General features: G+C 43.3%; 31 protein-coding genes. 23 read left to right on the top strand and 8 right to left on the bottom strand.

Annotated features, from left to right (window positions below):
• Window positions 1-65 precede the first annotated feature (65 nt).
• A complete protein-coding gene (rsgA, locus tag A8F94_RS02870) occupies window positions 66-1,124 on the top strand; it encodes a ribosome small subunit-dependent GTPase A (RefSeq protein ID WP_066195336.1) in 1,059 nt (352 codons plus the stop codon).
• 677 nt (window positions 1,125-1,801) lie between these two features.
• Window positions 1,802-2,299, top strand: coding sequence for a PTS sugar transporter subunit IIA (locus A8F94_RS02865; protein ID WP_066195333.1), 498 nt, complete (start codon window positions 1,802-1,804; stop codon window positions 2,297-2,299).
• 27 nt (window positions 2,300-2,326) lie between these two features.
• On the opposite strand, the gene A8F94_RS02860 is transcribed toward A8F94_RS02865, so the two are convergent.
• Both A8F94_RS02860 and A8F94_RS02855 read right to left on the bottom strand, forming a co-directional pair.
• On the bottom strand, window positions 2,327-2,920 hold the full coding sequence (locus tag A8F94_RS02860) for a DUF502 domain-containing protein (protein WP_066195331.1): 594 nt from the start codon (window positions 2,918-2,920) through the stop codon (window positions 2,327-2,329).
• Between the two features lie 87 nt (window positions 2,921-3,007).
• A complete protein-coding gene (locus tag A8F94_RS02855) occupies window positions 3,008-4,111 on the bottom strand; it encodes an SGNH/GDSL hydrolase family protein (RefSeq protein ID WP_066195328.1) in 1,104 nt (367 codons plus the stop codon).
• Window positions 4,112-4,317: 206 nt separating this feature from the next.
• On the opposite strand from A8F94_RS02855, the gene yjcZ reads away from it, so the two are divergent.
• The 7 genes from yjcZ (at window position 4,318) to A8F94_RS02830 (ending at window position 8,332) form a co-directional block, all read left to right on the top strand.
• On the top strand, window positions 4,318-4,473 hold the full coding sequence (yjcZ, locus tag A8F94_RS24795) for a sporulation protein YjcZ (RefSeq protein WP_077247530.1): 156 nt from the start codon (window positions 4,318-4,320) through the stop codon (window positions 4,471-4,473).
• A gap of 257 nt (window positions 4,474-4,730) precedes the next feature.
• Entirely contained in the window at window positions 4,731-4,955 is a 225-nt protein-coding gene (locus tag A8F94_RS02850; RefSeq protein ID WP_066195325.1) for a YozE family protein, read from the top strand.
• Window positions 4,956-5,428: 473 nt separating this feature from the next.
• Window positions 5,429-6,124 (top strand): hypothetical protein, encoded by a 696-nt coding sequence (locus A8F94_RS02845; RefSeq protein ID WP_066195322.1) that lies wholly within the window; start codon window positions 5,429-5,431, stop codon window positions 6,122-6,124.
• A 129-nt stretch (window positions 6,125-6,253) separates the two neighbouring features.
• Window positions 6,254-6,418: a YozD family protein gene (locus tag A8F94_RS02840; protein WP_066195319.1), complete on the top strand. Its 165-nt coding sequence runs from the start codon at window positions 6,254-6,256 to the stop codon at window positions 6,416-6,418.
• A gap of 127 nt (window positions 6,419-6,545) precedes the next feature.
• On the top strand, window positions 6,546-6,707 hold the full coding sequence (locus tag A8F94_RS25605) for a hypothetical protein (RefSeq protein WP_175384344.1): 162 nt from the start codon (window positions 6,546-6,548) through the stop codon (window positions 6,705-6,707).
• A 46-nt stretch (window positions 6,708-6,753) separates the two neighbouring features.
• Entirely contained in the window at window positions 6,754-7,575 is an 822-nt protein-coding gene (locus A8F94_RS02835) for a serine/threonine-protein kinase (RefSeq protein WP_066195317.1), read from the top strand.
• Window positions 7,562-8,332, top strand: coding sequence for a sporulation protein (locus tag A8F94_RS02830; RefSeq protein WP_066195315.1), 771 nt, complete (start codon window positions 7,562-7,564; stop codon window positions 8,330-8,332). The genes A8F94_RS02835 and A8F94_RS02830 overlap by 14 nt, the downstream gene beginning before the upstream one ends.
• Window positions 8,333-8,373: 41 nt before the next feature.
• Here A8F94_RS02830 and A8F94_RS26310 read toward each other — a convergent pair whose 3' ends face one another.
• Window positions 8,374-8,502, bottom strand: coding sequence for a hypothetical protein (locus A8F94_RS26310; protein WP_302621284.1), 129 nt, complete (start codon window positions 8,500-8,502; stop codon window positions 8,374-8,376).
• 205 nt (window positions 8,503-8,707) lie between these two features.
• On the opposite strand from A8F94_RS26310, the gene deoD reads away from it, so the two are divergent.
• From deoD to A8F94_RS02795, 8 genes are all read left to right on the top strand, one after another.
• Window positions 8,708-9,412 (top strand): purine-nucleoside phosphorylase, encoded by a 705-nt coding sequence (deoD, locus tag A8F94_RS02825; RefSeq protein WP_066195312.1) that lies wholly within the window; start codon window positions 8,708-8,710, stop codon window positions 9,410-9,412.
• 328 nt (window positions 9,413-9,740) lie between these two features.
• The gene (locus A8F94_RS02820) at window positions 9,741-10,532 is read left to right on the top strand and encodes a M15 family metallopeptidase (RefSeq protein ID WP_066195309.1); all 792 of its coding nucleotides are present in this window, start codon (window positions 9,741-9,743) and stop codon (window positions 10,530-10,532) included.
• A 143-nt stretch (window positions 10,533-10,675) separates the two neighbouring features.
• Window positions 10,676-11,191, top strand: a complete 516-nt coding sequence (locus A8F94_RS02815; protein ID WP_066195305.1) for a GNAT family N-acetyltransferase — start codon at window positions 10,676-10,678, stop codon at window positions 11,189-11,191.
• Between the two features lie 118 nt (window positions 11,192-11,309).
• A complete protein-coding gene (locus tag A8F94_RS02810; RefSeq protein WP_066195302.1) occupies window positions 11,310-12,815 on the top strand; it encodes a S41 family peptidase in 1,506 nt (501 codons plus the stop codon).
• An 853-nt stretch (window positions 12,816-13,668) separates the two neighbouring features.
• Window positions 13,669-14,046: a hypothetical protein gene (locus A8F94_RS02805; RefSeq protein ID WP_066197204.1), complete on the top strand. Its 378-nt coding sequence runs from the start codon at window positions 13,669-13,671 to the stop codon at window positions 14,044-14,046.
• A 28-nt stretch (window positions 14,047-14,074) separates the two neighbouring features.
• A complete protein-coding gene (locus A8F94_RS02800) occupies window positions 14,075-14,992 on the top strand; it encodes a CobW family GTP-binding protein (RefSeq protein ID WP_066197202.1) in 918 nt (305 codons plus the stop codon).
• Between the two features lie 72 nt (window positions 14,993-15,064).
• On the top strand, window positions 15,065-15,241 hold the full coding sequence (locus tag A8F94_RS25600) for a hypothetical protein (protein WP_175384343.1): 177 nt from the start codon (window positions 15,065-15,067) through the stop codon (window positions 15,239-15,241).
• Between the two features lie 107 nt (window positions 15,242-15,348).
• The gene (locus tag A8F94_RS02795) at window positions 15,349-16,176 is read left to right on the top strand and encodes a hypothetical protein (RefSeq protein WP_254660772.1); all 828 of its coding nucleotides are present in this window, start codon (window positions 15,349-15,351) and stop codon (window positions 16,174-16,176) included.
• Window positions 16,177-16,216: 40 nt separating this feature from the next.
• Here the strand turns inward: A8F94_RS02795 and A8F94_RS02790 are convergent, their stop codons facing one another.
• A complete protein-coding gene (locus A8F94_RS02790) occupies window positions 16,217-16,459 on the bottom strand; it encodes a DNA alkylation repair protein (protein ID WP_066195296.1) in 243 nt (80 codons plus the stop codon).
• Between the two features lie 105 nt (window positions 16,460-16,564).
• Here A8F94_RS02790 and A8F94_RS02785 point away from each other — a divergent pair, with 105 nt between their 5' ends.
• Complete coding sequence (locus A8F94_RS02785; RefSeq protein WP_066195294.1) at window positions 16,565-16,834, top strand: hypothetical protein; 270 nt, start codon at window positions 16,565-16,567, stop codon at window positions 16,832-16,834.
• Window positions 16,835-16,846: 12 nt separating this feature from the next.
• Here the strand turns inward: A8F94_RS02785 and A8F94_RS02780 are convergent, their stop codons facing one another.
• The 3 genes from A8F94_RS02780 to A8F94_RS02770 form a co-directional block, all read right to left on the bottom strand.
• Window positions 16,847-17,290: a hypothetical protein gene (locus A8F94_RS02780; protein ID WP_066195291.1), complete on the bottom strand. Its 444-nt coding sequence runs from the start codon at window positions 17,288-17,290 to the stop codon at window positions 16,847-16,849.
• A gap of 230 nt (window positions 17,291-17,520) precedes the next feature.
• Window positions 17,521-18,081 carry a GNAT family N-acetyltransferase gene (locus A8F94_RS02775; protein ID WP_066195289.1) on the bottom strand — a complete coding sequence of 187 codons (561 nt, stop codon included), beginning with the start codon at window positions 18,079-18,081 and terminating at the stop codon, window positions 17,521-17,523.
• A gap of 294 nt (window positions 18,082-18,375) precedes the next feature.
• Window positions 18,376-19,506 (bottom strand): amidohydrolase, encoded by a 1,131-nt coding sequence (locus tag A8F94_RS02770; protein ID WP_066195286.1) that lies wholly within the window; start codon window positions 19,504-19,506, stop codon window positions 18,376-18,378.
• 151 nt (window positions 19,507-19,657) lie between these two features.
• Here A8F94_RS02770 and A8F94_RS02765 point away from each other — a divergent pair, with 151 nt between their 5' ends.
• The 3 genes from A8F94_RS02765 (at window position 19,658) to dapF (ending at window position 22,419) form a co-directional block, all read left to right on the top strand.
• Window positions 19,658-20,512 (top strand): patatin-like phospholipase family protein, encoded by an 855-nt coding sequence (locus A8F94_RS02765; RefSeq protein ID WP_066195284.1) that lies wholly within the window; start codon window positions 19,658-19,660, stop codon window positions 20,510-20,512.
• Window positions 20,513-20,585: 73 nt separating this feature from the next.
• The gene (locus tag A8F94_RS02760; protein ID WP_066195282.1) at window positions 20,586-21,347 is read left to right on the top strand and encodes a hypothetical protein; all 762 of its coding nucleotides are present in this window, start codon (window positions 20,586-20,588) and stop codon (window positions 21,345-21,347) included.
• A gap of 94 nt (window positions 21,348-21,441) precedes the next feature.
• Window positions 21,442-22,419, top strand: a complete 978-nt coding sequence (gene dapF / locus A8F94_RS02755) for a diaminopimelate epimerase (RefSeq protein ID WP_066195280.1) — start codon at window positions 21,442-21,444, stop codon at window positions 22,417-22,419.
• An 81-nt stretch (window positions 22,420-22,500) separates the two neighbouring features.
• On the opposite strand, the gene A8F94_RS02750 is transcribed toward dapF, so the two are convergent.
• The gene (locus A8F94_RS02750) at window positions 22,501-24,339 is read right to left on the bottom strand and encodes a DNA ligase D (RefSeq protein ID WP_066195278.1); all 1,839 of its coding nucleotides are present in this window, start codon (window positions 24,337-24,339) and stop codon (window positions 22,501-22,503) included.
• 132 nt (window positions 24,340-24,471) lie between these two features.
• On the opposite strand from A8F94_RS02750, the gene ku reads away from it, so the two are divergent.
• Both ku and A8F94_RS02740 read left to right on the top strand, forming a co-directional pair.
• Window positions 24,472-25,329, top strand: coding sequence for a non-homologous end joining protein Ku (ku, locus tag A8F94_RS02745; RefSeq protein ID WP_066195275.1), 858 nt, complete (start codon window positions 24,472-24,474; stop codon window positions 25,327-25,329).
• Between the two features lie 706 nt (window positions 25,330-26,035).
• A complete protein-coding gene (locus tag A8F94_RS02740; RefSeq protein WP_066195272.1) occupies window positions 26,036-26,698 on the top strand; it encodes a phosphatase PAP2 family protein in 663 nt (220 codons plus the stop codon).
• Window positions 26,699-26,755 lie beyond the last annotated feature (57 nt).

Below are 26,755 nucleotides of genomic sequence, written 5' to 3'. Positions count from 1 at the left end.
CTGAATTCAAGACCGCTGGCTGTGTATGCCAGTGGTCTATTTTATTTTTTCAGGAGGAACAAAACTTGAACTTACTTACAATTGGATTAAAAGAAACGATACAACAGGCAAGCATTGATTTTATGAGGCCGGATTGCATCCTTGGCAGGGTGGCACTCGAGCATAAACATATGTACCGGGTATGGACGGAAGAAGGCGAATTGCTTTGTGAGGTTTCTGGGAAAATGGCCTTTGAGGCAGCGGGCAGGGAGGACTATCCCGCTGTAGGCGACTGGGTGATGGTCGCTGCACGGAGCGGTGAAGGGGCTGGTACCATTCATGGGTTACTGCCACGCTTCAGCAAGTTTTCAAGGAAATCGGCGGGACGGACGGCTGAAGAACAAATTGTCGCCGCAAATGTGGATGTCGTGTTTCTTGTCAACAGCTTGAATGATGACCTGAATTTGCGGCGAATCGAACGGTATTTGCTGCTCGCCTGGGAGAGCGGAGCAAATCCGGTTATAGTCCTGAGCAAAGCTGATTTATGTGCAGATGTCGAAGAGAAGGTGGCTCTAGTGGAGGCGATCGCGTACGGAGTGCCGGTTATATCAGTGAGTGCCGAAATGAATGAAGGCCTTGATCAGCTGCTGCCTTACTTGGCCCCTGGTAAAACAGTTGCCTTGCTCGGCTCATCAGGTGTCGGGAAGTCGACATTGACGAACAAGCTGCTAGGCGAAGAAAAGCAGGCGGTCAAAGGGATCAGGGAGGCAGATGACAAAGGGCGCCATACGACGACACATCGAGAGCTCATTTTGCTGCCGAACGGGGCTGTTTTGATCGACACTCCCGGGATGAGGGAGCTGCAGCTTTGGGAAAGCCAGGATGGACTTTCAGAAGCATTTTCCGATATCGAGGAGATTGCCGACACATGCAAATTCCGCGATTGCCAGCATAATGATGAACCAGGATGCGCTGTCCAAGAGGCGATTTTCAGTGGAGTGCTGCCTGCCGAACGGCTTGCCAGCTACAACAAGCTGCAGAAAGAGCTTGCCTACATCGAGCGAAAAGCCGACAAACGGGCGCAAACCGAAGAAAAGAAACGCTGGAAAACCATTCATAAGCAAATTAAACACAAAAAACGCTAGGTAAAGGGGGCCTGTAAAAGGGTCCTCTTTTTCGATTTATAAAAAGTAAGCCGCGGGGTGCAGGTGTAACTCAGTGTTTTGTGGCAGCCGTGTCCGCAGGGTGTGAAGGAATTGTGAATAGGGGCGATAAATGATTCGTTCAGGGTGATAAAAAAGTGATTCAGGGATAAAAAAAGTTCATTCAGGGTGATAAAGTGAAAAGCGATTTGTGCTGATGGTTAGTCCCGTTCTAGTGCCGCTAATTCGCCGAAGAGCACGCCGATTAAGCGGTACTACGAACCGGATTGGTTCAACTATACCGCTAAATGGCACAGCGGCAAGTTTCACTGTATCTCACAAATCGGGCTTTTACGGGCTATTGTTCCCGCTAAGCTTCTTGTATTTCTCTAAAGCCGTGAGGAGGGAGCTTACAGCCCGTTGGTGCGGGATAAAGTTGTAAAAACGGCTGATAATTTTTCCGGTGAACGTGAACCTTCGATTACTGTTGTGGAACAAGAAAAATTCGAGGAGTGACAGGCACTGTTCGCATTTTTCGGCAAACGAGAACTGCCCCGTAAAAGCCGAGCTTTCTTCTTGGTTTTCAAAGAAGTTTGCCGTATAATCAATTTTCGTAGTTATTACGAGTTTATAAAGGGAATAGGTAAAGTGATGTATTTTAAAGGAAAGGATGAATGAATATGTTCAAAAATCTATTCGGTAAAAAACAAGAAGTTGTTACAGAAGTAGAGCTCGTGTCGCCGCTTACTGGTACGGCTGCTGCACTTGAGAGCGTGGACGATCCTGTATTTTCGCAAAAAATGATGGGTGATGGGCTAGCGGTTCAGCCGGCGGAAGGAACTGTCGTTGCACCGGTTGATGGAGAAATCGTTCAGGTGTTCCCTACTGGACATGCTGTTGGAATCAAGGCGGCTAACGGCGCCGAGATCTTGATTCATATTGGACTTGAAACCGTCTCCATGAAGGGGGAAGGCTTTACTGCCCATGTCCATGAAGGGGATAAGGTAAAAAAAGGGGACAAGCTGGTAAGCTTTGATATGTCCCTAGTTACCGAGCGTGCCAAAAGCACAGTCACTCCTCTGATTATTACGAACACCGATGCCATGACGATCGAACAGCTGGCAACTGGTGAAGTGGAAGCCGGGGTAACTCCTTTCCTGAAAGTAACGTCAAAATAATGAACAAAACCGCCTCCAAGGGCGGTTTTACTGTTTTCCGGGCAGCTTGCTTTTATTGGCCATGCCTCCAGAAAGGATGAATTTCATTGCATCCTCCGGTTTTACGTCGAGGATTTCAACCTGGTCCTTAGGAATCAGGAACGTAAATCCTGCAACCTGGAAGGTTTGCTGCACGTATACGGCTATATACTCTTTTAGCGGTTCATGAAGGCTTTCCAGTTCCTCGGAGGTAATAAAGCCGAGGCTCTTCATCTCTGTACCGGGAATGGTAATTAATGCGACCTTCGAAAAAGATTTCTTTTCACCAAGGAATGAATTTACAGTATCCTTGATGACTGAATAAATTGTTTTGACAAGCGGGATTTTTTCCAGCAGCCGATCAATTAGCCCAATCAGCTTTCCGGTAACAAACCTCGTCGACAGGAAGCCAAGAAAAGTAATCAGCGCCACTGTCAGCAGCAGGCCAATACCGGGAATGTACGATTCCGCCATATAGGGGCGCAAAAGGTTGCCGAGCAGCCCGTCCAAAAACAAAAAAGTTTTATATATTACCCAAACGACGATGATGATTGGGACAATCACGATAATCCCATTAATAAAATTTTTGGCTAGCGACTTCATAGTTTCATTTCCCCATTTTGTTTTTCTCTATTATAGCCGCGATACTCCTGTTTTGAAAACTGCCGGGATTGGTTTCGAACGGCAGTCCTACTGTTTTTCAACGACAATGGCGCTGATTTTTACCGAGGGGTTTCCATCCTTCGTATCCGAAGACAACCGATTTCCCGTAAAATTGAAGCGAATCGTATGAGACCCGTCCCCAAGGGAACTGGCTATATAATTGTAGCGGTTCTTTTCAAAAGGCCACCATGTAGATAGTGTCCCTGCGGGTTTACCGTCAATCGCTACTTCAACCATTCCGCCGTCCGGGCCGCGCTCAAGTATATAGCCTACCATTGTCCCTTCAAATTCGAACTCCAGATAGCTGTTATTGGTTTTACTGAAATAACCTTCCCTCACGTTAACAAAGCCTGACAGTTTCGAAGGGGTACGAATTAATTCGTACTCTTTGTCGAGGTTTTCGTTAAAGGGGGCGGGCAGTAATACTTCCTTTTTCAAGTTAGTATCAGCAGCTAATTCCTTTACCGTTTTCAGCAGTTCATTAGCATAGAGCTGATAGCCCTTGTCATTAGGATGGACAAGGTCTGTTGTCAGCTCATTTACGGAAAGCCCTGATAATTGAAAAGGGACACGCATATCGATGTTTCTTGCGCCGTATAAAGTTGAAAGCCTGCTGATTTCCTCGGCAAATTCTTCGTATGCAAGGCAGCTTTCCGTTAAAGTAATAATATGTGCAGAAGGATGTTCCACTTTAATTGTTCGCAGCAGCTTTTCATAAAAAAAAGAAAATTGTTTTTCGTTCATATATTTTCGGTCATTCTCACCGAAAACGAGAAAGACAAGATTAACTGGGGAAGAAGGTTTTTCGTTTTCATACTTCATTATGCCTTCGAAGGCCGTTGCACCACTTTGGACTATAGAAATCCTTTTTCCGCTAGAGCCGAACTCATCCTTAATTCCTTTTTCAAACAATGAGAACCAAGCGGAAGAAGAACTGGTTGCACCTGCTCCCCGTCCTATGCTGTCGCCGACGATTAAATAAGTGTACTCCTTCCCGAGAGTTATTTTTTCATAAAAACCCTCAGTCTCCGCCGGACCTTCTTTGGCGCCAGTACTTTCAAGGAATGCTAAAAACACTAATGTTACACCGCAAACTAGGGCAAGAACCCAGCCAATCCTCTTTCTTTTCATGTGTTCATACACCCCATCCTTGTCATCATACTGTCATTTTACCGTAACCAAAACGTAATAAATACGGAAGATAGGACTATTTTTCGAAATCTATCAAAATCTTATGCTGCCGAAATTTTGGCTTTGACAAATGGGCGTATGCACATTCAGGACACCAACCCATATCATATGATGAGTTGAAAAATAAAAAGCGGAGGGATGCATCTATGCATTACGGATATAATCCTTGTGGGTATGGATACGGATACGGAGATGGATATGTGGGCGGTTATGGGTTTGATGGTTGTCGGAATCCATTCGTTTTAATTGTTGTATTGTTCATTCTCCTCATCATCATTGGCGCATGCTATGTTTGGGAATAATAGAAATGGCACCTTTTCAAAGCTGAAAAGGTGTCTTTTTATTTGAGTAAATAAAAGACGACAGTGCTTGGATAAGCTGAAAACAGCCGCAGGTTTGGAGTGCCTGCGGCTTTTCCATGCACTTCCGGCTGCAAATCTATTGACGCTCATAAGATTTCTGGTATGATAAGAATATTTTCAGGCGCATCCTCCGTCATGATTATTATGACTTTAATAGCAGGAGTACTAGCGGACTTATAGGCAAGGAGGAGATTGTAATGAGGAAGTCATTCTACCATTTCCTTATGAAATATAGGCATCCAAAGCCAAATGATACTATTAGCGGGTTTGCAAACGCCGCTTTCAAGGACCACAGCTTTCCGAAAACATCTGAGGATTATGATGAACTGAGCCGTTACCTGGAAATGAACGGCCACTATTTACCTTCAATGGCTGTTTTTGATGAAGCGTGGGAGGAATACATTGAGACGGAGAAAAGGTAAACTTTAGTTTTATGAAATTTGTTTTTAGCGTCAAAAACGCTCGCAAATATGTTGTGATTGACGGGGTACTTCAGTTGGGTATCCTGTTTTTGTGTTTAGGCCTGGGGTTTTCCTCTTATGGCTTTTCCATACGCGGTCAGTCTGTCTGAATTGTGAGTTTCTCGGAAATATAGCGTAAACTCTCGGAAATATTAAAATTTTCTCGGATAAGCTATAAAACGTCCCGGATAAAATTCGAGAACTGCTTACAAGCTTAAACCATCTCTTTAAAAGCTTTTGGAAAGTTCTAACGCAATCCTCGATGGGAAATTTCACTAGGGTTCCAGTTAACTATAGCCATATAAACCACTCCAACATTTACCATCGCCTTCCTTGCCACGGAAGGCGATTTTTATGTATTCGCATCGTGTGCGATTAAACACCATGTGCATATACTATTGTAATCAAACGGAGCTCACAAGGGGGTGAATCAGATGGAGAAGGGGAAACAACCGAAGTTTAAGATTGGTGAAACAGTTGTGATCGTCATGTATGGTACAGTTGGAACGATTACAGATATAAAATGGGTCGGCGGGCAGTATGTGTATGAAGTGAACAAAAGTGATGGCCTCTACGTCGAATCCTCGCTCCAGCTGCTTTCGGAGTACGATGGCACCCCTATTGGGCAGGAGCATTTAGATATTGAATACAAATTTTTCTTTGGTGATATCGTCCAGGTAAAAGGCTATGGCAATGAACTGTTCCGGGTTGTCGGTGTTAGGACCGAAATTTGGCGGTACAAGGAAGATGCCTGGGAAGATATTATTTATGAGCTTGCCAGAGTAAAAGACGGGGAATGGCTTGAGGCCGGGGAAGAGGAATTGACCCTGCTTGCCGATGCGGAGCATGCCGAAACATTTATTAATAAACTGGGCTTTCTTCATATTGTTGGCAAGCAGGAAAAGGCCAGAAAGCAGCAGCGGTCAGAATTGTCCAACAAGGATGCTGAAGCTGAGGAGCTTGCCCGTAAAAAAGAAAGGCGCTTATTGATTGACCGCCTGCTCGACATCTATAATGATTATCGGATTTTACATCAACTGTTTGGAGACCACGAATACAGCCAGGTTATGGAAGTCATTATGAAGAAGCTGAAGAGCCTGCATCCTAAAGACGGGAAAAAACATGTCTGACCCGTCCTTCCCATAATGTCCCTCGATTTATGAAGCCGGTTCTATACCATCCCACGGCTTATTTTTCTCAAATCCAACGCATGAAAAACAGTGCTTGAACATACATTCTCTAAAAAGGAGGAGATGCAAATGGGAGAAATCGAAGTGATCATTGATACAGAAGAAATTGCTGAATTTTTCTTTCATGAGCTTGTAAAGAGAGGGTATACACCAACCGAAGAGGAACTTGAAGAGCTTGCGGACATCACATTTGAATTCCTCCTGGAAAAGAGTATCATTGACGAAGAGAATTAATTGGTTCAGAAAGCGGCCTGCCAAAGTGGAAGGCCGCATTATTATGGACGGAATTTTCTTTGTGGGCTGAAACCTTTTTATCCAGCCAGCGTATACATCACTATCCATAGTCAGGGAGGAAAATGAAATGCTGAAAAAACTGCTAAAAATGCTTCTCGGTTCGAAGAAGTATAAACCATATTACAGCTCCAGCGATGCCTGGAAGCATATGAAATATAAAAAACATGGCCATTACGGGCATGGATATTACAAGAAAAAGAAAAAATTCTCGAGTTTCTTCAGCAGCTGACTCTTGGTTGCCGGCATGCGAAAAGCCGGGGAGGAACTGCGTTAGTATGCTGAAAAGACTTGTACTTTTTCTATCTTATATACTCGAAAAGCCATTGCCTCCCGGTACGATTGTTAATGGGCGCTATAACGTGATCAGCCTGCTTGGGACCGGCGGCTACGGCCACACTTATCATGTTATTGACGAGGAAACCGGTAAGCATATGGCGTTGAAGGCTCTTCGTCTGCATAAACGAATATCCCGAAAAGGAAGAGCCGGCTTTGACAGGGAAAAGGAGTTTCTACAAGAACTCAATACTGAAGGAATACCGGATTACTTCGGCAGTGGTGAACATGAAGGCACCCCGTATTATGTAATGGAACTAGTAAAAGGGAAAAACTTTGAACAGGCCATTTTCGAAGATGGCAAATCCTTTCAAGAGGATGAGGCATTCAAAATTGCGTTTGAAGTTCTGACAATCCTGGATAGCCTTCATCAGCAAGGAATTGTCCATCGGGACGTAAGAATTCCAAATGTTATTTTGAGCGGGGAAAAAATCTATTTGCTTGATTTGGGACTGGCGGAAAGCGCTTCATATGGAAAGAAGAGGAACCTTTTTACGAGGATTCATCCGAGGAAGGAGCGGAATCAGCAGGCAGATTTTTATGGGCTTGGCCATTTTGTCCTTTTCCTGCTTTATTCCTCCTACAGCCCCATCCCTGGTCAAAAAGAGCGCAGTTGGGAGGAAGAGCTGAATCTGTCTCCTCTGGCTAAATCAATTTTAAAAAAGCTTTTAAAACTAGATGGCGAATATACTTCTTGCACCGAGGTTCAGTCAGAGATAAAACAATTATTGGTTGAGGGGGAGAAGAAGAATGTCAATATTTAATAAGATGCTTGCTTCGGTCGGAATTGGAGCCTCTAAAGTGGATACCAGGCTTGAACAGGATACGCTGACACCTGGTGAAACAGTAAAAGGTGTTGTTGTCATTACAGGAGGGAGCACAGAACAGAACATCGATTCCATTTATTTGTCATTGAATACTACATATCTAAAGGAATCAGATGACAAGAAATATAGTGTGAAAGCGTGTATAGACCGTTTTAAAGTAGCCGATCCATTTACGGTTAAATCGGGTGAAAAGAAAGAGTTTCCTTTCTCATTCAGGCTGCCTTTTGATACGCCTGTCACGATTGGCCGCACAAAAATTTGGCTTTCAACCGGCCTTGATATTAAAAACGCAATTGATCCGACAGATACTGACTATATCAGGGTTGCTCCCAACCCGACGATGTCCGCGATTCTTTCGGCCATAGAAGAGCTTGGGTTCAGGCTTAGGGAAGCGGATTGTGAACAGGCCCCATACAAAATGCGGGTAAGGCTTCCGTTCGTCCAGGAATTTGAATTTGTTCCGGTTGGCGGACAATTCAAGGGGCGGCTTGATGAATTGGAAGTCGTCCTACTGCCGAACAGCCAAGGTGATATTGAGGTGCTGATGCAGGTAGACCGCAGGGTACGGGGGCTGGGTAGTTTCCTTTCAGAAGCATTGTCAATGGATGAATCCAATGTTCGCTTTGTTGTTTCCCCGTCGGAAGTTCCGTATGTACGGCAAAAAATTAAATCGATTATTGAGCGTTATTCATAATTTTTTATGAAAGAGGAAGGGAGTAAATGTCCCTTCCTCTTTTATGTGTTTTTTCGCTTTTTGGCCGAATATTCCTTTGCATGTGCCTCATGTTCAGCTACAATTGCTTCCGGCGGAATATGATTGTTTTTCTTTGGAGAGTTGATGCGGTTTCTATGCTTTTTTCCCACTTTCATACCTCCTGATGTTTCAATTTGGGCATACCTGGATATTGTAGAATGCAGAGGATAACTTTTAACTCCAAGGCTATGCTAAAGAATAGTGTACCCCAACAGCCATACAAATCCACCTGCGTAAACGTTTTAAAAAAGTGGTTTGTATGGTATTATTGGGGAAGATGTTAGACATCATACGTTTCAATTTAGGAGGATAAATATGAGCATACATATTGGTGCAAAAGAAAATGAAATTGCAGAAATAGTCCTGCTTCCGGGAGACCCCCTAAGAGCGAAATATATCGCTGAAACCTTCCTTGAAGGAGCAACTTGCTACAATGAAGTAAGAAATATGTTAGGATTTACAGGTACATACAAAGGAAAACGCATTTCTGTTCAGGGAACTGGCATGGGTATTCCATCTATTTCAATTTATGCAAATGAGCTTATCGAAAGCTACAATGTGCAAACGCTAATCCGTGTTGGTACTTGCGGTGCAATTCAAAAGGATGTAAAGGTTAGGGACGTTATTCTTGCGATGACTTCTTCAACTGATTCACAAATCAACAAGCTGGAGTTTGGCGGAATCGACTTCGCACCTCATGCAAATTTCGAACTGCTAAGAGACGCCTATGACGCTGGTATTGAAAAAGGCCTTAACCTTCGTGTTGGAAACGTGTTCACAGCAGACTTGTTCTACAATGACCATTCTGACCTTGAAAAACTAGCTAAGTATCAAATTCTGGCTGTAGAAATGGAAACAACAGCGTTATACACACTTGCTGCCAAGTATGGCCGCAGGGCACTTTCTGTCCTGACTGTCAGTGACCATATCCTGACTGGTGAGGCCACAAGTGCAGAAGAGCGCCAGAAAACATTCAATGACATGATTGAAGTTGCGCTTGAAGCCGCTATTAAAGAATAATGATATTGAACTGAAGGCTCTCCATTCGAGGGAGTCTTTTTCTATTTTTTAAAGAATTTTCAATTGAGCCAGCCATGTATTTGCTTTTACTATTCCTTTATTGCTATAGTTTTGTAATGACAGTTGGCATCCATGTAAGACAATAGTGAATAATAGGCTTTCCGATTTAATAGCGACAGTCTCAATCATTAAAATCCCATGATATGAATCGGGTTGGGTTTCCAGCACGCACCATGAAAAAATAGTATGAGTTCCCTTGCCCTGTCCTAAAAAAGAGGATTATACTACAATAGATTAAACAGCTTTACGAAGGAATGCAGGTGATTTTTTGAAAAAGCTTACGATTCTGCTTTGCAGTGTTATATTCTTGGCAAGTTGCAGCCAAATCGAGTCAATTCTAAAGAAAAATCCGTTTACAGAAGATAAAGAGGTAGAAACGTCGGACAACCCGAATAATCAACGAGCTGTCAATGGTCCTGTTCTTGAAGCCGCTTATTTCAATCAAGTACAGGAAACGAGCGGAAAAAAGGAAATTATGAATCCTGAAAATATACTTGCGCTAGTAAATAAGGAATTTTCTTTGCCAGGCGAGTACAGGCCTAATGATCTAGTAAGGCCAAACGTCCCCTTTTCCTTCGGTGAATCGGATGCTGAAAAAAGTTTGATGCGCAAGGAAGCGGCCAAAGCACTTGAAAAACTTTTCGCACAGGCTAAAAAAGAAAACATAGAAATATTTGCTGTTTCGGGTTATCGTTCATACATACGCCAAAAAACTTTGTTTGATGTTGAGGTAGCAAACTCCGGTTTGGAAAAAGCCGAACAGGTTGTTGCCGTTCCTGGCCAGAGCGAGCACCAAACAGGATTGACAATGGACATAGCAAGCAGGGCAACTAATCTGGAATTGACAGAGGCGTTCGGGGAAACAAAGGAAGGGAAATGGCTGGCTGAAAATGCCCATAAATTTGGATTTATTCTTCGATATCCAAAAGGGAAGGAACACATAACAAACTATCAATATGAGCCATGGCATTTCCGCTATGTTGGTACCGAGGCTGCAAAGACGATGTATAAAAATGACTGGACTCTGGAGGAATTTTTCCAGGAAGTAGAGAAAATATAAAGGAACCTATCACAGGTTCCTTTTTTGTTCAATTGTATTGATAAAAACAAGAAGGCGTGCAGTAACTTTACTGTTTTTGATTAAAAACCATTTGTCTGGACAGGGGCTTTGGTAAGTTCAGTTGAATGAGGGGAGGGAAAGACATGATAGAACTTAGAGAGATAACGATGAAAGATGCACTAGAATTGCTTCAGTTCGAGCTGAAAAACAAACTGTTCTTTGAAAAATTCGTGCCTCCGAGGGCGGAAGATTATTTAACATTGGCAGGCATCCAAAAATCGATCTCATCCATGCTGGAAAGCAGGGAAACTGATGAATATTACCTCTTTTTAATAATAAATAATCAAGATAGAATAGTTGGCAGAGCGAAGGTATTTACTATTGATAGGGTAAAAGGAAGCGCTGAAATCGGTTTTAGGATTGCAGAAGACCAGGCCGGGAAAGGAATCATGTCACAGGCAGTCACCCAACTGGAAAAGATAGCTTCGATGAGATTGGGGCTTTGGATGCTCGAGGCTGTAGTTATGGAGGGGAATCTTGCTTCGAAGAGAGTTCTTGAGAAGTCTGGGTTCAGAAGTGAGCGATTCATGGAAAAGGCTCTATTGTTTAACGGAGAGAAGCGGGATGCCTTTTTATATAAAAAAGAGTTGCCTGTTTAAATCCGGAATCATCAGCATTAAGCCGATAAAACACACTCCTTCATGAATATTTCTTTGTTCTTTAACCGAAAAAGATGTTATTCTAAATGATAAGAGTTTCTTTTATTTTTACAGGAAAATGGAAGTGGTGAAAGCTGTGGATGAACAAAATCAAACCCAGGAGCAGGATCAGCCGCAAGAGCAAGTGAAGCAACCCGTAATCATTCGGATGAAGAGGTCCTACTTTTTCATGCTTCTTGTCTTCCTTGTTGTAGTAACAGCAGGAATTACAGCTTTTGCGACTTCATTAGGGAGTGATTCCCCCCATCCGGTAGTGATTGGCGGAAGCCAGGAGCGGGATGAATTTGCAAAGCTTTATAAAGCTTATGATATCCTTCAGGATGGGTATTTCGAGGATCTTGACGAAGACAAGCTCGTCAACGGTGCAATTAATGGCATGATTGAGTCGCTCGATGATCCCTATTCTTCTTATATGGATGAAGAAGCTGCGGAGCAATTCCATCATAGCGTCGATTCCTCCTTTGAAGGGATTGGGGCTGAGATACAGGAAAAAGATGGCCATATTATGATTGTTTCCCCATTGAAGGGATCGCCAGCTGAAAAAGCAGGACTCAAGCCTAAGGACATTGTCCTTGAGGTAGACGGAAAAAGCATTCAGGGCTACTCCTCAACAGAAGCGGTAGCGCTAATCAGAGGTGAAAAAGGCACAAAGGTCGAGTTAACCATTCAAAGGCCTGGTTCCGAAAGCACCATTAAAGTACCAATCATCCGTGACGAAATTCCGATTGAAACGGTATATGGAGAAATGGTTGGGGATGGGATCGCCAAGGTTCAGGTCACCACATTCTCCAAAAACACATTTGATGAATTGACAACCATGCTGAAGGATCTTAAAAAGCAAGGCATGAAGGGGCTTGTCCTTGATTTAAGGCAGAACCCTGGTGGCCTTCTGGACCAGGCGATTGCAATCTCAAGCCTGTTTGTCCCTGAAGGAGAAATCCTCTTCAAGGTTGAAGACAGGAATGGAAAAACGAAAGACTATAAATCCGATGGCGGCGACAAACCTGATTACCCAATGGTCGTCCTGATCGACGGAGGAAGTGCCAGTGCCTCGGAAATCCTTGCCGGTGCTGTAAAGGAATCGGCCGATGTTCCATTAGTTGGCCAAAAGTCGTTTGGAAAAGGGACTGTCCAAACTGCCCAGGATTTTCCGGATGGTTCAAATGTTAAATTTACAACAGCCAAATGGCTTACACCTAACGGGAATTGGATTCATAAAAAGGGAATAGAGCCTGACTATAAAGTAGATCTTCCTGCTTATTATAGCCTGCCTCTCCTTGATCCTAAGCTGAAGCTAAAACAAGGGGATTCTTCCGAGAATGTAAAGATTGCCCAGCAAATGTTAAAAGCGTTGGGATATGACCCAGGCAATGAAACTGGGTTCTTTGATGAGAAAACGCTAAAGGCCGTCAAGGAATTCCAGGCAGCCAATAAGCTTGAACAAACCGGCGTCGTGACTGATGAAACAACTATGAAAATGATTCAGCTTCTGCAGGAAAAAATTCAAAAGGAAGACCCTCAGCTGGATAAGGCTATTGAGGTATTGAAAAAGGAAATGAAATAAGTAAAGAGGCTGTCCTATAATGTCGTTGGCTGACGACTTTATAGGACAGTTTTTCTTATTTTTAGGCTGTGTTAAAGGATATTATTGATTTTTTAAAGCAGTTGATTGCAGCGTAAGGCGCGAAGATTCGTTCGAAAATGCAAAGAGCGCATTTTCTCCTGCGATGCTTTTTCTTGGAAGCTTATTCAACGTCCTGCGGGAGAAAAGGTCAGTGGGAGACCCCACAGGCGCTCGCGCCGAGGAGATAGAAAAGCGGAGGCGACTGCCCAGCTCCGACCAGCGCTCCTCGAAAAAGCTAAAGCTTTTTCTTCGTGCGATGCCTATGCTTCCGAAGCTTACTCTTGTGCAGGGCCTGAAGCAGAAGTCGTTCTTTGACTTCAGCTGAAGGACCGAAGCGACCTCGAGGAGCTGGGAGAGCAGCTAGACAGGCTCCCAGACCGCCCGCGGAAAGCGAAGCGCCTAGTGACAGGCAAAGTTCGCCTGTCCCTGCGATGATTATTCACAGAGGCTTTCCTTTGTGGAGCGAAAATCAACAACCTTGTTTGACAGAGCCTATTTTTAAAGAATAAATGGGATTTTACAGCTTCCGCCAGCTGGTTTTGTCCTTCATCGGCTTACTTTATAGAGAAGACTGCCCGGCTTGGGTAAGCCTCTTCAATTTGTTCAAACTTTCCTTTTCAGTAGCTTATTCCCTTCAAAACACGGCTTCCGTTTCTAACTGCGGGCATTTGGTTTGTAAGAGCCTAGAAAATACTATAAAATGACTGTTTAGATAGTATAACGGAAAAAGCCACGAGTGGTACAAAAGGGCAGGAATATCCTTGCCAATGATGGAATGAACGGGGTGAGAGAAATGAAACAAATCATCCATTTTGATAGACAGCTTAAAGAAGATATTGAGAATATTGAGAGTCTCTGCAATACAATCTGCATGACGGTAGCAACTGAATACCAGCCTCTTTTTTTTGAACGGGGCCAGCATTTGATTCTTGAATTGGTCAGAAAGCAAAAAGGAAATAAACAGGCTGACAAAGATTACTTTAATGATGATTATGAGTCTTTTATAGAAATCGGCATTGAGCAGGATGATGATTATTTTCCAAATGGCTATATTCCAATTTGGAAATGCAAGGAAGAATGGTTTCAGAAAACAGGTTATTTGACCAGCAAGAATGAATTGGAGCTTGAAAGAATCCTTCGGGCCATGGTAATTGAAATGCTGGAAGAATAGGCTTTTGACAGGAGAGGAAAAGGTGCCGATGAACAAAACAGAAATTTATATCCTATCGGGTTTCCTTGGAAGTGGGAAAACGACACTTTTAAAGAGGCTTCTCGAGGACGAAAAGAAACATGACCGGAAGGTAGCAGTCATGATGAACGAGCTTGGGGCAGTGTCAATTGATTCTGATGCGGTAGGGGAAGATGTCGCATTAAAAGAATTATTGGGCGGGTGCATCTGCTGTACGATGAGCGGACAGGTGGAGGGGCAGCTTCAAGGCTTGCTCCAGGTGGAGAAGCCAGATGCCATATATGTTGAAACAACTGGGGCTGCCCATCCTGTCGAAATCCTTGATGCACTTGTTTCACCATTATTCGCCGACCAAATTGAGCCGAAGGGGATTATTACAACCGTTGATGGCCAGAGATGGCTGGACCGTTCTAAACTCGGGCCCCAGCTTCAACGGCTTTTACTGGAACAGGTCCGTCATGCCGATTATGTAATCGTGAATAAAGCAGGAGTATTATCGGAAAAAGAACAGGCGGACGTTAGTATTAGCATCCAGGCACTCAATCCTCATGCCAAGTGTATTTTGACTGATTATTCCAAGACCCCTTTACAGGACATTAGAAAACTTTCCAGCGTGCCTGGCAAACAGGAACGGACTCATATTCATACAAAGGATTTGGGACTGGGGACATATGTCCATACCTTTTCAAAACCAGTCGATCGTGAGGCGTTTGAACAGTTTCTTCGTAGCCTTCCAGAAAATATGTACCGGATTAAAGGGTATGTGAAGTATAAGGGATCGGCTTATCCTGAGCTATTTCAATATTCATATGGAATGCCTTCCTATATGAAAGAATATATGAATATGCCCCTCAATATGGTTTTTATTGGAGAGGAAGTAAACTGGGAATCACTCAAGGAAACTCTTGTTGCGCTTGAAGACATCTGAACCCGGTAATCGGTTTGGAGCTTCGTAGAAGGGGTAATGTGTGGTAAATCCCGCTTTAAGGAGTTGTTAAAAATGCCTTGGTCAAAAGATGATTATCCTGCTTCAATGAAAAACCTCGACCCAGAAGTTCGAGAAAAAGCAATTGAAATTGCGAATGCAATTCTTGAAGAGGACAACGATGAAGGAAAGGCAATTGCGATCGGAATTGATAAAGCAAGGGAATATGTTGAAAACCACGGAAGAGATTAAATCAATTTGCCTCCATTTTTAAAGATGGAGGCATTTTCATGGAATGAACAGGGAGCCATCGTGGAAAACTTTCCATAGTAAATTTTAACCGAATGGGTGGACTTCCTGTGCTAAAACGTATGAGTATGCTGCTGGTTTCAATCATCCTTTTATTTCAATTTCCATCTGATCCCCTGGCCGGGCAGAGCGAAGCAACACTTCTTCCCTGGGAGGAAGTAAGACAACTTTTCCCGCGTTATAGCAAATTTACAGTCGTTGATGTCGAAACAGGCCTGGCATTTCGTGTCCAAAGGAGGGCTGGCAGCAGACATGCTGATGTACAGCCCCTGACAACCGAGGATACGAAAATAATGAAAAAAATTTACGGAGGTAAATGGAGCTGGAAAAGAAGGGCCATTTATGCCTTACATGGAAAAAAGAAAATTGCCGCTTCGATGAATGGCATGCCTCACGGAGCTGGGGCTCTCCAAAATAACTTTCGCGGCCATTTTTGTATTCATTTTTACAAAAGCTCCACACACAGCAAGCGGGAAATGGACCTTTCCCACAAACTGATGGTGTACAAAGCTGCTGGCCGGCTTGAGAAGCTTCTGGCAACAGATAATCCCTATGATACTGTTACATACTTTATTGCAGGGCTTAAAGAACAGGACAAAAAGATTGTTTCAGCCCTATCCATAAAAAGAACAGATTGGAAGCCGCTTTTTCATCATGTTGAGAATGTCAAAATATCGAAGATGCCCGAGCTTCCGGTTGAGAATTTTCAAGAAGAATTGACCATCAGTGTGCCAATCGTGCTTGAATGGCAAATAAACGGAGAAGGCCGGGTCGTAAAAGAAACTGAAGTCACTCTTTTCCGGGCATCTCCAGCAAATGCATGGAGGATTGACACACATTCCTTCATCGAAAATAATCCATTCTTATCAGGTTTGTAGAACAAAAAAGGCAGCATCCGGTAAGCCGGATGCTGCCTTTTTAAGTAAGGCGGCCAAATTGGGCAAACATTTTTTCATCCTCAATCAGCCCGCATACCCCACATTGAATTCTAGCTTCTGGACCATTGTACGCTAAATGGAAGGGCTCAAGTTCCCCTGGACCATATTCCCTGTCTATTTCACCAGTTGAAGGGTCCATTTTGACCGCACGCGGTACCTGTTCAATGATCGTAAATCTGCTGCGGTTTGTTTTGCAGTTTGGGCATCTGTATGGTGATGGCATGGCTTCCTCCTGTTATGTCAATTTGCTGCTTTTATTTTTTGCAAAGAGTAACGTGAATATGTAAAATGCTAGTGACATATAGAATGGGGTGCGAGGAGGTATAAGATGGATTACGATCGCCTATTGGAAGAATACAGGAAGGTCTGGAATAATCGCCGGTTAGAGTCAATTGACAATCAAAGTGAAATGGTATTGAAGGATGCGATAAGAAGAGAGCTGCTCGATGAAAATTCCCACCCCAGAGCACGCAAAGGTCTATTGGAGAAATATTATTCAGCGACAAAGAGGCTGCTTGCCTCAAGCCTGAATGATAGGGACAAAGTCAGCCTGCTTCAATTGCATGTCGATATAGTTTTAAATTTAGAAAAAAGATAACGACAAGCCAAATTACCTTTCAATCTGGATCTCGGAAAGATGGGTATGGAGGGATCTGAGAAATTTAATTTCCAGAATTCCGTCTACAGCAGCAGCTGTCACCCCTTTTTTCCGTACCGGTACAGGAAGTGTAAAAGATTCACTATTGCCTGCCTCAGGGATGTTTTCGATAATCAGCTCGGTTGACGTATGAAATATACGCATCTCATCCAGCCACTCAGGTTTTACTGGAAATCTTGCAAAGACAAATTCATGAGTTTCAAATATATTAACCTGAATATTCCTTCTAGATGACTGTTCCGGGGATTCTGACTGGTTGTTTGAGAAAATAGTGCCTGTTTCCCCGCCCTGGGGCATGTAGTTTTTAATGGCATCCATTACATATTGTTCAATCATTTCTGGTTTCATGTTTTTCATCATGTCTTTTGAAAAAGGGAAGCCCCCCCATGGAAACATTGCAATCACCCTCTCAACGCCATATAACTTTGTTTCATTTGGGCCGTTACCCCATTTTATGCCGATAGGGGGGCTAAGGTTCAATTGCGTCTTAACGGTTTGGGATTCTAGAGCAGCAATTAGGGGTGAAGACAATAGTTTTATTATGTAAACCAGGATAATAATATAATTATGTAAACTGGATACAAAAAATAAAACTGCGATTCATTCGCAGTTTTATTTTTTAACGATTAAGCTTCAAGCAGATGTGTTTCTTCCTGTATTTCGGCCTGCTTTCTCATGAAGTGAAACGTATAATGGTCTTTTGGAATCTCATAAAGGTCAAAGATATCGCCTTCTGCATTCAGTTCTGCATACAAAGCTTGCCTAGATTCATTTGCTCTCACAGAATAGGGTAATTTTTCAGCTGCTTTGATTGAGCGGAGATTTGCCTTTCTTATCCGCATGAAAACTGTATCGATGCCAAGTTCGTAAAATACTTCCTGAAAAAATGCTTCCTTGGCGGGGTTATTATAGCCCCGGCCATGATAAGGCTTGCCAAGCCAGGTCCCGAGGAAACCGGCATTGTCGGAAACATCAAATAGGGAAATAGTGCCGATTGGCGAACCCCATTCATCGGTAATTGTCCTGGAAATGACCTCACCGCGTTCCTCAGCTTCAATAACTTGCTTCGTCAAAAATAGGAATTCTTCATAGGAATTCGCTTTATGGCGGACAAACGGAAACACATCAGGATGTGTAATAAGGTCATAGAGGGCATGGCAATCGGTCAGATCGCGTTTTTTGAGCATAAAAATAGCCTCCAGTCAGGGCAGACCAGTCCTGTGGACAGGAACATTTCCACCCTCGAAATTTTTAAAATTGCGTAAAAAATTTCGGGGTGGGAATCGAACCCACTAAGACCAGTCTTGACTGGTGGCGCACCATTTGCCTTCCCAATGCACATATATGAATTTGTATTGTGTATCAACGTTGAGCAGCAGGATTACATTAAAAATAGTAATCACAAAAAGTATAATACAAGATTTTTCTTTAAAAATAAATAGGTTTTTATCATTAATTTTTGGTGTTTTTGTGAGCATTTTCTACAAAATTCGCTGATAGACAAATTTCCCATCAATCATTGTCCATAACGGCTTCGCCATAAAATGGAATGGATGGTTGCTCCAAAGGACAAGATCCGCGTCTTTCCCTGTTTCGATGCTGCCGACACGGTTGTCGACGCCAAGATTCCTTGCCGGAAGGATGGTAATCCCTTCAAGAGCTTTATGCTCCTGCAATCCCTCTCTTACAGCAATTGCGGCACAAACATTCAAATATTGAATCGGAGTATAAGGGTGGTCCGTTGTAATTGAAACTTCAATACCGGCATCCGACAATCTTTGGTATGTGGTCCAGCTTTTGTTTTTCAATTCAACCTTTCCCCTGCGCGTCAAGGTTGGCCCGACTGATACCTTAAGCCTTAGTCCGCTCAATTCGTCAGCAACAAGGTGCCCTTCAGTGCAATGTTCGATGCGAAGATCCAGATCAAACTCCTGTGCAAATCGTAATGCACTTAAAATATCATCGGCTCTATGGGCATGGATTCTTACAGGAATTTCTCGGTTTAATGCCTTTAACAATGGAGCAAACCGTAAATCATCCGAGTCCTCACAATTGCGCGCCTTGTAAAAGGCTTCCCTCAGCATTCCCATAAGGCCCATTCTTGTAATGGAATCATTCATGCCATTACTGTGAATTCGTTTCGGATTCTCACCGAGGGCTATTTTAAGTCCTGCCAGTGGATTGATAATCATATCCTGAACGTTTTTCCCTGTCGTTTTAATTACCGCGGTTGTACCGCCGATTACATTGGCGCTGCCTGGCATGACATGGACTGTTGTGATCCCGTGTTGGATAGCATCCGCAAAACCTGAATCAAAAGGGTAAACGCCATCAATCGCCCGGATATGCGGTGTCATTGGCTCAACTGTTTCATTCGCATCATTGCCGGCCCAGCCGGTACCCTCATCATAAAGGCCAAGGTGGGTATGGACATCAATAAACCCTGGAAGCAAAAAGTTTTGCCTGCAGTCAATAATCGCTGTTCCTTTTGAAGCCTTAAGATTCATGCCGATTTCAACAATCTTTCCTTTAGATACGAGTAAGTCGGCTCCTTCGAGCGGCTCAGTAGTAATAGGTACAATTGTCGCATTTTTTAAAAGTATTATATCCATTAAACTGCTACCCCGCAGACTTGTTGTTTTATTCATTTTACCAAGTGATGTACCGTTCAGGAAAGGGAAATAATTTGAGTTGGTATCTTTGTTTATGCCGGGTCATTCCTCTATAATTCTTCATATATGAAAAAGAAAGGGGAGTTTCAGTGTGTTGAATGGAGTTGGCCTCGTACTTGAAGGGGGAGGAATGAGAGGAGTCTATACGGCAGGGGTACTTGAATATTTCCTCGAGAGCGGACTCTCATTCCCTTATGTAATTGGAGTTTCAGCCGGCGCATGCAATGCAGCATCGTACTTGTCAGGACAAAGAGGCCGAAACAAGGTGGTCAATATTGAGTATGTTTCTGACCCCCGCTATTTGTCATGGCAAAATTTCAGGAAGAACAGACAGCTGTTCGGAATGGATTTTATCTTTGATGAAATCCCGAACAAACTAGTCCCCTTTGATTATCAAGCTTTTAATCAAAACCAATCCGAATTCGTGATCGGAACGACCGATTGTACTTCAGGTGAGCCGGTTTATTTCGGAAAAAACGACTATGGAACCGAATTGCTGACAGTATTGAAGGCGTCCAGCTCACTGCCGTTCGTCGCACCGGAAATTCAATTTAGCGGCAGAACGCTTCTGGATGGTGGTATCAGTGACCCTATTCCGATAAAAAAGGCTCAATCGGAAGGTTTTCATAAAAATGTCGTAATCCTGACACGCAACGAAGGATATATAAAAAAACCTTCCCGGTTTCATTTCATGGTTAATCGGAAGTATCCGCAGTACAAAGGGCTTCAAACAAGCCTTCGCAAACGATACCAGGTATACAATGATACTGTTTCGTATTTGGGGAGAGAAAGGCAGGAAGGCAAGGTTTTCATTATTCAGCCAACCCATCCATTAAAGGTGGGCAGAATGGAAAAAGACCCAGTCAAATTAGCAAGTCTATATGAGCAAGGGTACTCGGATGCAAAACGAGTTGCACGAGAACTGATAAGCTGGGCTCAAAGTTAAAAGGCCAAATCTTATTCATGATTTGGACAAGCAGGAAATAGAATAGAAGAAAAAAGGTATTTAGGAGCCAATTATGAACATATCCGATTATTATGGCGAAAGTGCAAAAGCATTATTAAACTCCAGCCTTCTTTTTCTTCTGCCTGCGTTTTTATTAGTGATTCTAAATATTGCCTATATAGGAAACAGTAAGATTATGCTGTTTTGTCTTCCCTTTATCGGTACAAGCTTGGTCTATTTTCAAATACATCTCATGAAAGCCAAGCACGCGGAAGCGGCCGGAACAGGATATCATGGTGTAAACGTACCGCTGCAAGAAGCAAGAAGCATGCTTGTCCTGTATAGCAATCATGTTTCTCCGACTATTCTCTTGTTTTCGCCAGCTGGAGTCAAAATTGGAGAGATAATGAAAAGGAAACGTACACTAAAGCATATATTAACCAGCCGCAAGGAGTTTGAGCTGTGCGATCAAGACAAACTGCCTTTAGCTGTTTACTCTGTATCCCGGGGTAAAATTGATAGCTTTGATGAAAAAGGTTTATACCTTGGAAGCCTGATTGACAGCAGGAATGAAGCAGCCCGCTTATTACAAGCTGGTATAGAGACAAGCAGCCCGCTGTATGTGTCTGGCTCGAGGTTTTTTATGGATGTCAAGGTGGAAGCAGGCACGGAGCAACATTGCGCAAGGCTAAGAAGAGGGATGATGCCTTTGGAGTGGGAAGCCCGTTTCCCTGACCCGAATACACCGGTTTTTACTTTGGATGATTCAGCGGCTCCAAATGAACGGCTCCTCTATTTTTCCGTGCTCGTACAAGAATTTTTCATAGAACGCTAATCTTGCAATAATATGACCCATATACCATTCTTACTATGAAAGACTGTATGGTGCTTCTCTGAGAGACATAGTGATTTTAGCTGGGGGTATACGTGTGAAGGTTGATTTTATTAAGGTGCATGGTTCTGGAAATGATTTTTTGCTTATTGATGAGTTTTCCAGTGGGGAACTTTTTACATATGAAGAACGGGGGCGGCTTGCCCGCTTGCTTTGCGATCGTGAAAATGGGCCTGGTGCGGATGGCATCCTGTATATTCAAAAAAGCGAAACAGCAGATGCGGCGATGCGGGTATTCAATGCAGATGGATCCGAGGCTTCGATGTGCGGAAATGGCCTGCGCTGCGCCGGCAGATTTATTTGTGAGCTGCTTGGCAAGGAAACGGCTATTGTTGAAACGATGAAGGTGAACCTCCTTGTCCAAAAATATCCCGATATCTATGAGGGTGTCTCCACTTTCAATGTGGAAATCTCCCTAGTTCTTTTTGCTTTGGAGGATCTCCCGCTCAACTTGGACAAAGAGACGCTTGTAAAAGGCAGAATTCCTGAATTAAGCAGATTTCTGGAGTTTACGGCTGTGGCTATGCCGAATCCCCACTTGGTTTCCATCGTCGGCCAGGCGGAGCTTGCCGGAAGTCTTCAAAGGTCAATTAGCGAAAAAGTAAATGGGCCCAATGAACTTTTTCCTGATGGAGTGAACGTCAGCTTCGTGCGAAACCTTGCTGAAGGGCATATTTTTGTCAGGACGTTTGAGAGAGGGGGCGGCTTCACCAATGCATGCGGTACGGCCATGTCGGCCTCCTCACTGGTTACATGTCTGTATGGATATAACCAGACCGAAAAACCGATAAGGGTGTACAATGATGGCGGCATGGTAGAGTGCATCGTCCGTGAACACGAGGGTATGTATAAAATTGAACTGATCGGAAATGGAACATTTGTGTATAAGGCAAAAGCTGAGTTTGACCTTGCGAGTTCTTCGGTTGAAGTGACTGATCAGGTTGACCTGGGCGAGCAGGATAGGTATTCATACTTGCAAAAAGAAGCAAGACGGATCCTTTCTAAATATAGCTAAATGGTCTAATAGCTCTCAAATAGGAATGTTACGAAAACAGTCAAAAGAGTTCCTACTTCAAGAGCCGGCGCAAAACCGGCTCTATTTTGTGTTCTTCAGGAAGTTCAAAACAGGTCCAAAAGGCTGATCTTCCCCGGCAATGAAGTAATCTTTGAACGGATCACCAATTTTCCTATACCTTTTCAACACATTTGGCAGATTGAATTCCTTTGGGTCCAATCTTTTGTCAACTTCTTCCCAAAAAAGCGGGGCGGCCACACCTGCGTGCGCGTTCCCCCTTGGGGAATATGGAGCAACGATCGTTTTGCCGTGGGCATGCTGAACATAATCGACATAAAGCCTGTTTCCGCGGTTTTTCTTCATCCGCTCAATAGTAAACAAGTCCGGCTCCTTGGAAACGAGATAGTTTGCTATGAACTCCGTAAACAGTCGCGTTTCATCGAAAGTATACGTATTCGCCGGGAGCGGAATGTAAACCTGAAGCCCTTTATTGCCTGACGTCTTTACAAAACCGGTCAAATTCAGGCCGTCTATTACTTCTTTAATATATAAAGCTGCTGTCACGGATAACTGAAACTCATCTATTGAAGGCGGATCAAGATCAAGGACAATTTCGGACGCTTTAGTTGGATGCGAGTCAATCGTTTGAAAAGGGATATGGAACTCAATCGCCAGCTGGTTTCCCAGCCAGACCAGAGTTTTCAATCCATTACAGACAATATATTGAATATCTTCATCCAAATGTGTTTCAACAAAATCCGGTGCATAATCCGGGCAATTTTTTTGATAAAATGCCTCGCCAAACATTCCATGCGGATAACGGATTACGGTCAGCAGCCGTTTTTGTAAAAACGGCAACATGGAAGGTGAAACTTCTCTTAAATAATGGATTAGATCTATTTTTCTAATAGGAGGGCTTTCCCATATTGGCTTGTCGGGATGGGTAATCTCCACATCTTCAGGTGCATTTTTCTGATTGAAAAGAAAATGATCATACGTACAGTCCGCCGGCTTCAAATCAAAGCGAAATCTATTAAAATGGGGCTCCCGCAATTCGCCATCATAGAGTTCCAGGTATTTTACTTCAAAGCAGATGCCTGGCTCCACATAGATGAATCGATGATCCTCGTTGGTGCTGTTTTGGCGAATCACAGCTGATAAAGCCTGCTTTTCCTCAGGCTGGAATCCGAATAAAATATGGCCGATTTTAAAAATTTTATCATCCTTATAAACTGCGCAATGATAGTAACCATTTGCTTTTTCATAAGCAATTAGAAAGCAATTTACAAGCTTGAAATTCTTATGCTTCACCCATGCATCAGTCCGTTTTCCTTCTTCCCAGCGGCCAAGCGGGTCCTTTGCAACAATGCCTTCCCCGTCATGAAGCACAACCTGTTCCCAAATCTCGTTAAAATGATAATAAGCTTCTACCAATTGCAGCAGTTCCGGGCTCGACAGACTTGCTTTTCCCGATAGCCCTGTGTTTCCAAACAAGTCTTTTAATTCTTTTTTTCGCTCGCGATAAGGGCTGTTTATAAGGCTCCTTCCGGCGAGCTTAAGCAAGTCAAATGCCATCAGCCGGGCAGGCGTTTTCATGGCAGATTCCTGAATTCTCTCTTCAGATTTCATCCTTCCTCTTACCTGGATTGCTGAAAAATTGGCTTTAAACTCGTTTTCGAGAATGACTAGCTCGCAATCAAGAACAAGCGGTAAATAAGTCCTGAAAACCTCTCTCCTGCTTGTAAGGAAATGTTCAAGTTCAGGAAACTGCGGAAGCAGAGGCTTGCCATTTCGGCTAATCAGTTCGATTCTTTCTTCTGTCCAGTCCAGCATCGCCCTGAATCCATCATATTTAACTTCATACGACCAGCCTGTTTTGGTTGGCTGTTTAAAACTAAGTATAGGAAGCATAGGCTTCATTTGTGCCGGCCCCCATTCTTTTTCGTTTAGTCTGTTAAAAATATGCTCGTTTTATCCAATTTCCATTACCTAATATGTGTGTTATTGGCGCAACTGTGCAAACTAAAAGAAAAAATGACTGGAGGACGTGGGATGCATACGATTTGGAAAGGAAGCATTAGTTTTGGGCTTGTTAATATTCCGATAAAGCTTCATGCAGCAACAGAGGACAGGGATATCAAACTTCGGACTTTGCATAAGGAATGCCATTCACCAATTAAATACGAAAAGGTTTGCCCCGTCTGTGACAGGGAAGTAAAAAATGAGGAAATCGTCAAAGCGTATGAGTATACAAAGGGTAAATTTGTGGTATTGGAAGATGAGGACCTAGAAAATCTAAAAAAGACGAAAGAAGATAAAGCCGTTGAAATTATCGATTTTGTAAAAATGGAGGAAATCGACCCGATCTATTTTAACAGAACGTACTTTATGTCCCCTCATGAGGGCGGCGGCAAGGCATATTCACTCTTAAGAAAAGCGCTCGAGGATTCGCAAAAGGTCGGACTGGCTAAAATTGTCATTCGCTCAAAGGAGCAACTTGCTGTCATTAGGGTATATGAAAATACACTTGTCATGGAAACCATTCATTATCCGGATGAGGTCAGAAAAGCTGGCGATGTTCCAAATGTACCGGAAGCTGAAAATGTTTCAGAGAAAGAAATCTCGACTGCGATTCTTCTTATTGACCAGCTGACAACTGAATTTGAGCCTGAGAAATACACCGATGAGTACCGGACAGCTTTGATGGAACTGATTGACGCGAAACGGGCAGGCCGGGAAGTCGTTGCACCAACCGCAAAAGAGCAGCCTGCCAATGTTACCGACCTGATGGCGGCGCTCCAGGCCTCGATTGACAAAACAAAACCGGCGAAGCCAGCAGCAGCACCGGCAACGGCAACGGGACCTGCACCGAAAAGAAAAGTCATGCCTAAAAAGAAAAAAGAAGCATAAGGGTATTCGTGTCAACGCCCTTATGGAAGGTTTGGAGTGAAAACGGTCGTTGATAGGATAGTGTCAACGCCCTTTTAGAGCATTGCGAGTGAAAACGGTCGTTGATAGGGTGGTGTCAACGACCTTATGGGAGGTTCGGAGAGAAAACGGTCGTTGATAAGTTTGTATCAACGCCCTTATGAAGCAATCCGAGAGAAAAACGTCGTTGATAGGATAGTGTCAACGCCCTTTTAGAGCAATGCGAGAGAAAACGGTCGTTGATGAGTTTGTATCAACGCCCTTATGAAGCAATCCGAGAGAAAAACGTCGTTGATAGGATAGTGTCAATGCCCTTTTAGAGCATTGCGAGTGAAAACGGTCGTTGATAAGTTTGTATCAACGCCCTTATGGAGCAATCCGAGAGAAAAACGTCGTTGATAGGATAGTGTCAACGCCCTTTTAGAGCATTGCGAGTGAAAACGGTCGTTGATAGAATGGTCTCAAACCAGGTGAAGCGTTCCCATCAGTTTCCGCCTGTCATACCCAACCGACAAGAAAAAACCGATGCGGGCAAAACTTTTAATATACTGCAAATCCACTAATCAGAATCAAGGGCCGTCCCCGTATTCGGCCCTTTTTATGTTAAGAAATTAACAGCAGAGGTTCGCCTTTAAGGAAAGCGCCCTTAATGGAGCATAGTTCTTTTACATCAGAAAGGGGAGGAATCATGGCTGGGAGACTCGTGAAATTTGCCTTTTCGTATATTGGGCTTTCGGTAGCCGTTTTTTTAGGATTCGTTTATATATTTTTGGAAACAGCAAGTGAGCTTAAAGAAAAAGATATTGAAATATTTGATGAAACCATCATCAACTTCGTACAAAGATTTATTTCATCCGAGTTAACGGAACTTATGCTAATGGTTACTTTTCTGGGATCCATTCCGTGGCTGACAGCTTCCGTCATTTGTTCCATGGTGTTTTGTCTTTTAAAAAAGAAATGGCGCTCAGGATTGTTCATTGCATTCTCTTCAGGAGTTGGGTCTCTGTTTAATCTGTATTTAAAAGAACTATTCCATAGGGAAAGACCCGACATTAAACCTTTAATAGAAGAAGAGGGTTATAGTTTCCCAAGCGGGCATTCAATGGGCTCTTTCATTTTTTACGGTGCAGCCGCCTTCCTTATCTTCCACTATGCAAAAAAGTGGAAAATGAAGTTAGCTGGCACTGGTGCCCTCCTTTTCATTATTCTTATGGTAGGACTTAGTAGGATTTATCTCGGTGTCCACTATCCGAGTGACATTATTGGCGGGTTTGCTGCAGGTGGAGCATGGCTTGCTGTTTGCGTCATTCTTTTCAAATTCTTTGAGAAAAAAGAGGATATTAGGAAATAGTCAAAAAAGGCAGAAACATCGCAGTTCATTTACAATGGGAGTAGGGAAGCCAGCCAT

Source organism: Bacillus sp. FJAT-27225, from assembly GCF_001685025.1.
Classification (GTDB): domain Bacteria; phylum Bacillota; class Bacilli; order Bacillales; family Cytobacillaceae; genus Bacillus_D.
The sequence above is the reverse complement of the archived record's forward strand: the minus strand, read 5'-3'. Positions and strand labels throughout refer to the sequence as shown.

Excerpts from the sequence above, each read along its gene's own strand:
- A8F94_RS02865 (WP_066195333.1), top strand. The coding sequence starts at position 1,802 with ATGTTCAAAAATCTATTCGGTAAAAAACAAGAAGTTGTTACAGAAGTA.
- A8F94_RS02860 (WP_066195331.1), bottom strand. The coding sequence starts at position 2,920 with ATGAAGTCGCTAGCCAAAAATTTTATTAATGGGATTATCGTGATTGTC.
- A8F94_RS02855 (WP_066195328.1), bottom strand. The coding sequence starts at position 4,111 with ATGAAAAGAAAGAGGATTGGCTGGGTTCTTGCCCTAGTTTGCGGTGTA.
- yjcZ (WP_077247530.1), top strand. The coding sequence starts at position 4,318 with ATGCATTACGGATATAATCCTTGTGGGTATGGATACGGATACGGAGAT.
- A8F94_RS02850 (WP_066195325.1), top strand. The coding sequence starts at position 4,731 with ATGAGGAAGTCATTCTACCATTTCCTTATGAAATATAGGCATCCAAAG.
- A8F94_RS02845 (WP_066195322.1), top strand. The coding sequence starts at position 5,429 with ATGGAGAAGGGGAAACAACCGAAGTTTAAGATTGGTGAAACAGTTGTG.
- A8F94_RS02840 (WP_066195319.1), top strand. The coding sequence starts at position 6,254 with ATGGGAGAAATCGAAGTGATCATTGATACAGAAGAAATTGCTGAATTT.
- A8F94_RS25605 (WP_175384344.1), top strand. The coding sequence starts at position 6,546 with ATGCTGAAAAAACTGCTAAAAATGCTTCTCGGTTCGAAGAAGTATAAA.
- A8F94_RS02835 (WP_066195317.1), top strand. The coding sequence starts at position 6,754 with ATGCTGAAAAGACTTGTACTTTTTCTATCTTATATACTCGAAAAGCCA.
- A8F94_RS02830 (WP_066195315.1), top strand. The coding sequence starts at position 7,562 with ATGTCAATATTTAATAAGATGCTTGCTTCGGTCGGAATTGGAGCCTCT.
- deoD (WP_066195312.1), top strand. The coding sequence starts at position 8,708 with ATGAGCATACATATTGGTGCAAAAGAAAATGAAATTGCAGAAATAGTC.
- A8F94_RS02815 (WP_066195305.1), top strand. The coding sequence starts at position 10,676 with ATGATAGAACTTAGAGAGATAACGATGAAAGATGCACTAGAATTGCTT.
- A8F94_RS02810 (WP_066195302.1), top strand. The coding sequence starts at position 11,310 with ATGGAAGTGGTGAAAGCTGTGGATGAACAAAATCAAACCCAGGAGCAG.
- A8F94_RS02805 (WP_066197204.1), top strand. The coding sequence starts at position 13,669 with ATGAAACAAATCATCCATTTTGATAGACAGCTTAAAGAAGATATTGAG.
- A8F94_RS02800 (WP_066197202.1), top strand. The coding sequence starts at position 14,075 with ATGAACAAAACAGAAATTTATATCCTATCGGGTTTCCTTGGAAGTGGG.
- A8F94_RS25600 (WP_175384343.1), top strand. The coding sequence starts at position 15,065 with ATGCCTTGGTCAAAAGATGATTATCCTGCTTCAATGAAAAACCTCGAC.
- A8F94_RS02790 (WP_066195296.1), bottom strand. The coding sequence starts at position 16,459 with ATGCCATCACCATACAGATGCCCAAACTGCAAAACAAACCGCAGCAGA.
- A8F94_RS02785 (WP_066195294.1), top strand. The coding sequence starts at position 16,565 with ATGGATTACGATCGCCTATTGGAAGAATACAGGAAGGTCTGGAATAAT.
- A8F94_RS02780 (WP_066195291.1), bottom strand. The coding sequence starts at position 17,290 with ATGTTTCCATGGGGGGGCTTCCCTTTTTCAAAAGACATGATGAAAAAC.
- A8F94_RS02775 (WP_066195289.1), bottom strand. The coding sequence starts at position 18,081 with ATGCTCAAAAAACGCGATCTGACCGATTGCCATGCCCTCTATGACCTT.
- A8F94_RS02770 (WP_066195286.1), bottom strand. The coding sequence starts at position 19,506 with ATGGATATAATACTTTTAAAAAATGCGACAATTGTACCTATTACTACT.
- A8F94_RS02760 (WP_066195282.1), top strand. The coding sequence starts at position 20,586 with ATGAACATATCCGATTATTATGGCGAAAGTGCAAAAGCATTATTAAAC.
- A8F94_RS02750 (WP_066195278.1), bottom strand. The coding sequence starts at position 24,339 with ATGAAGCCTATGCTTCCTATACTTAGTTTTAAACAGCCAACCAAAACA.
- ku (WP_066195275.1), top strand. The coding sequence starts at position 24,472 with ATGCATACGATTTGGAAAGGAAGCATTAGTTTTGGGCTTGTTAATATT.
- A8F94_RS02740 (WP_066195272.1), top strand. The coding sequence starts at position 26,036 with ATGGCTGGGAGACTCGTGAAATTTGCCTTTTCGTATATTGGGCTTTCG.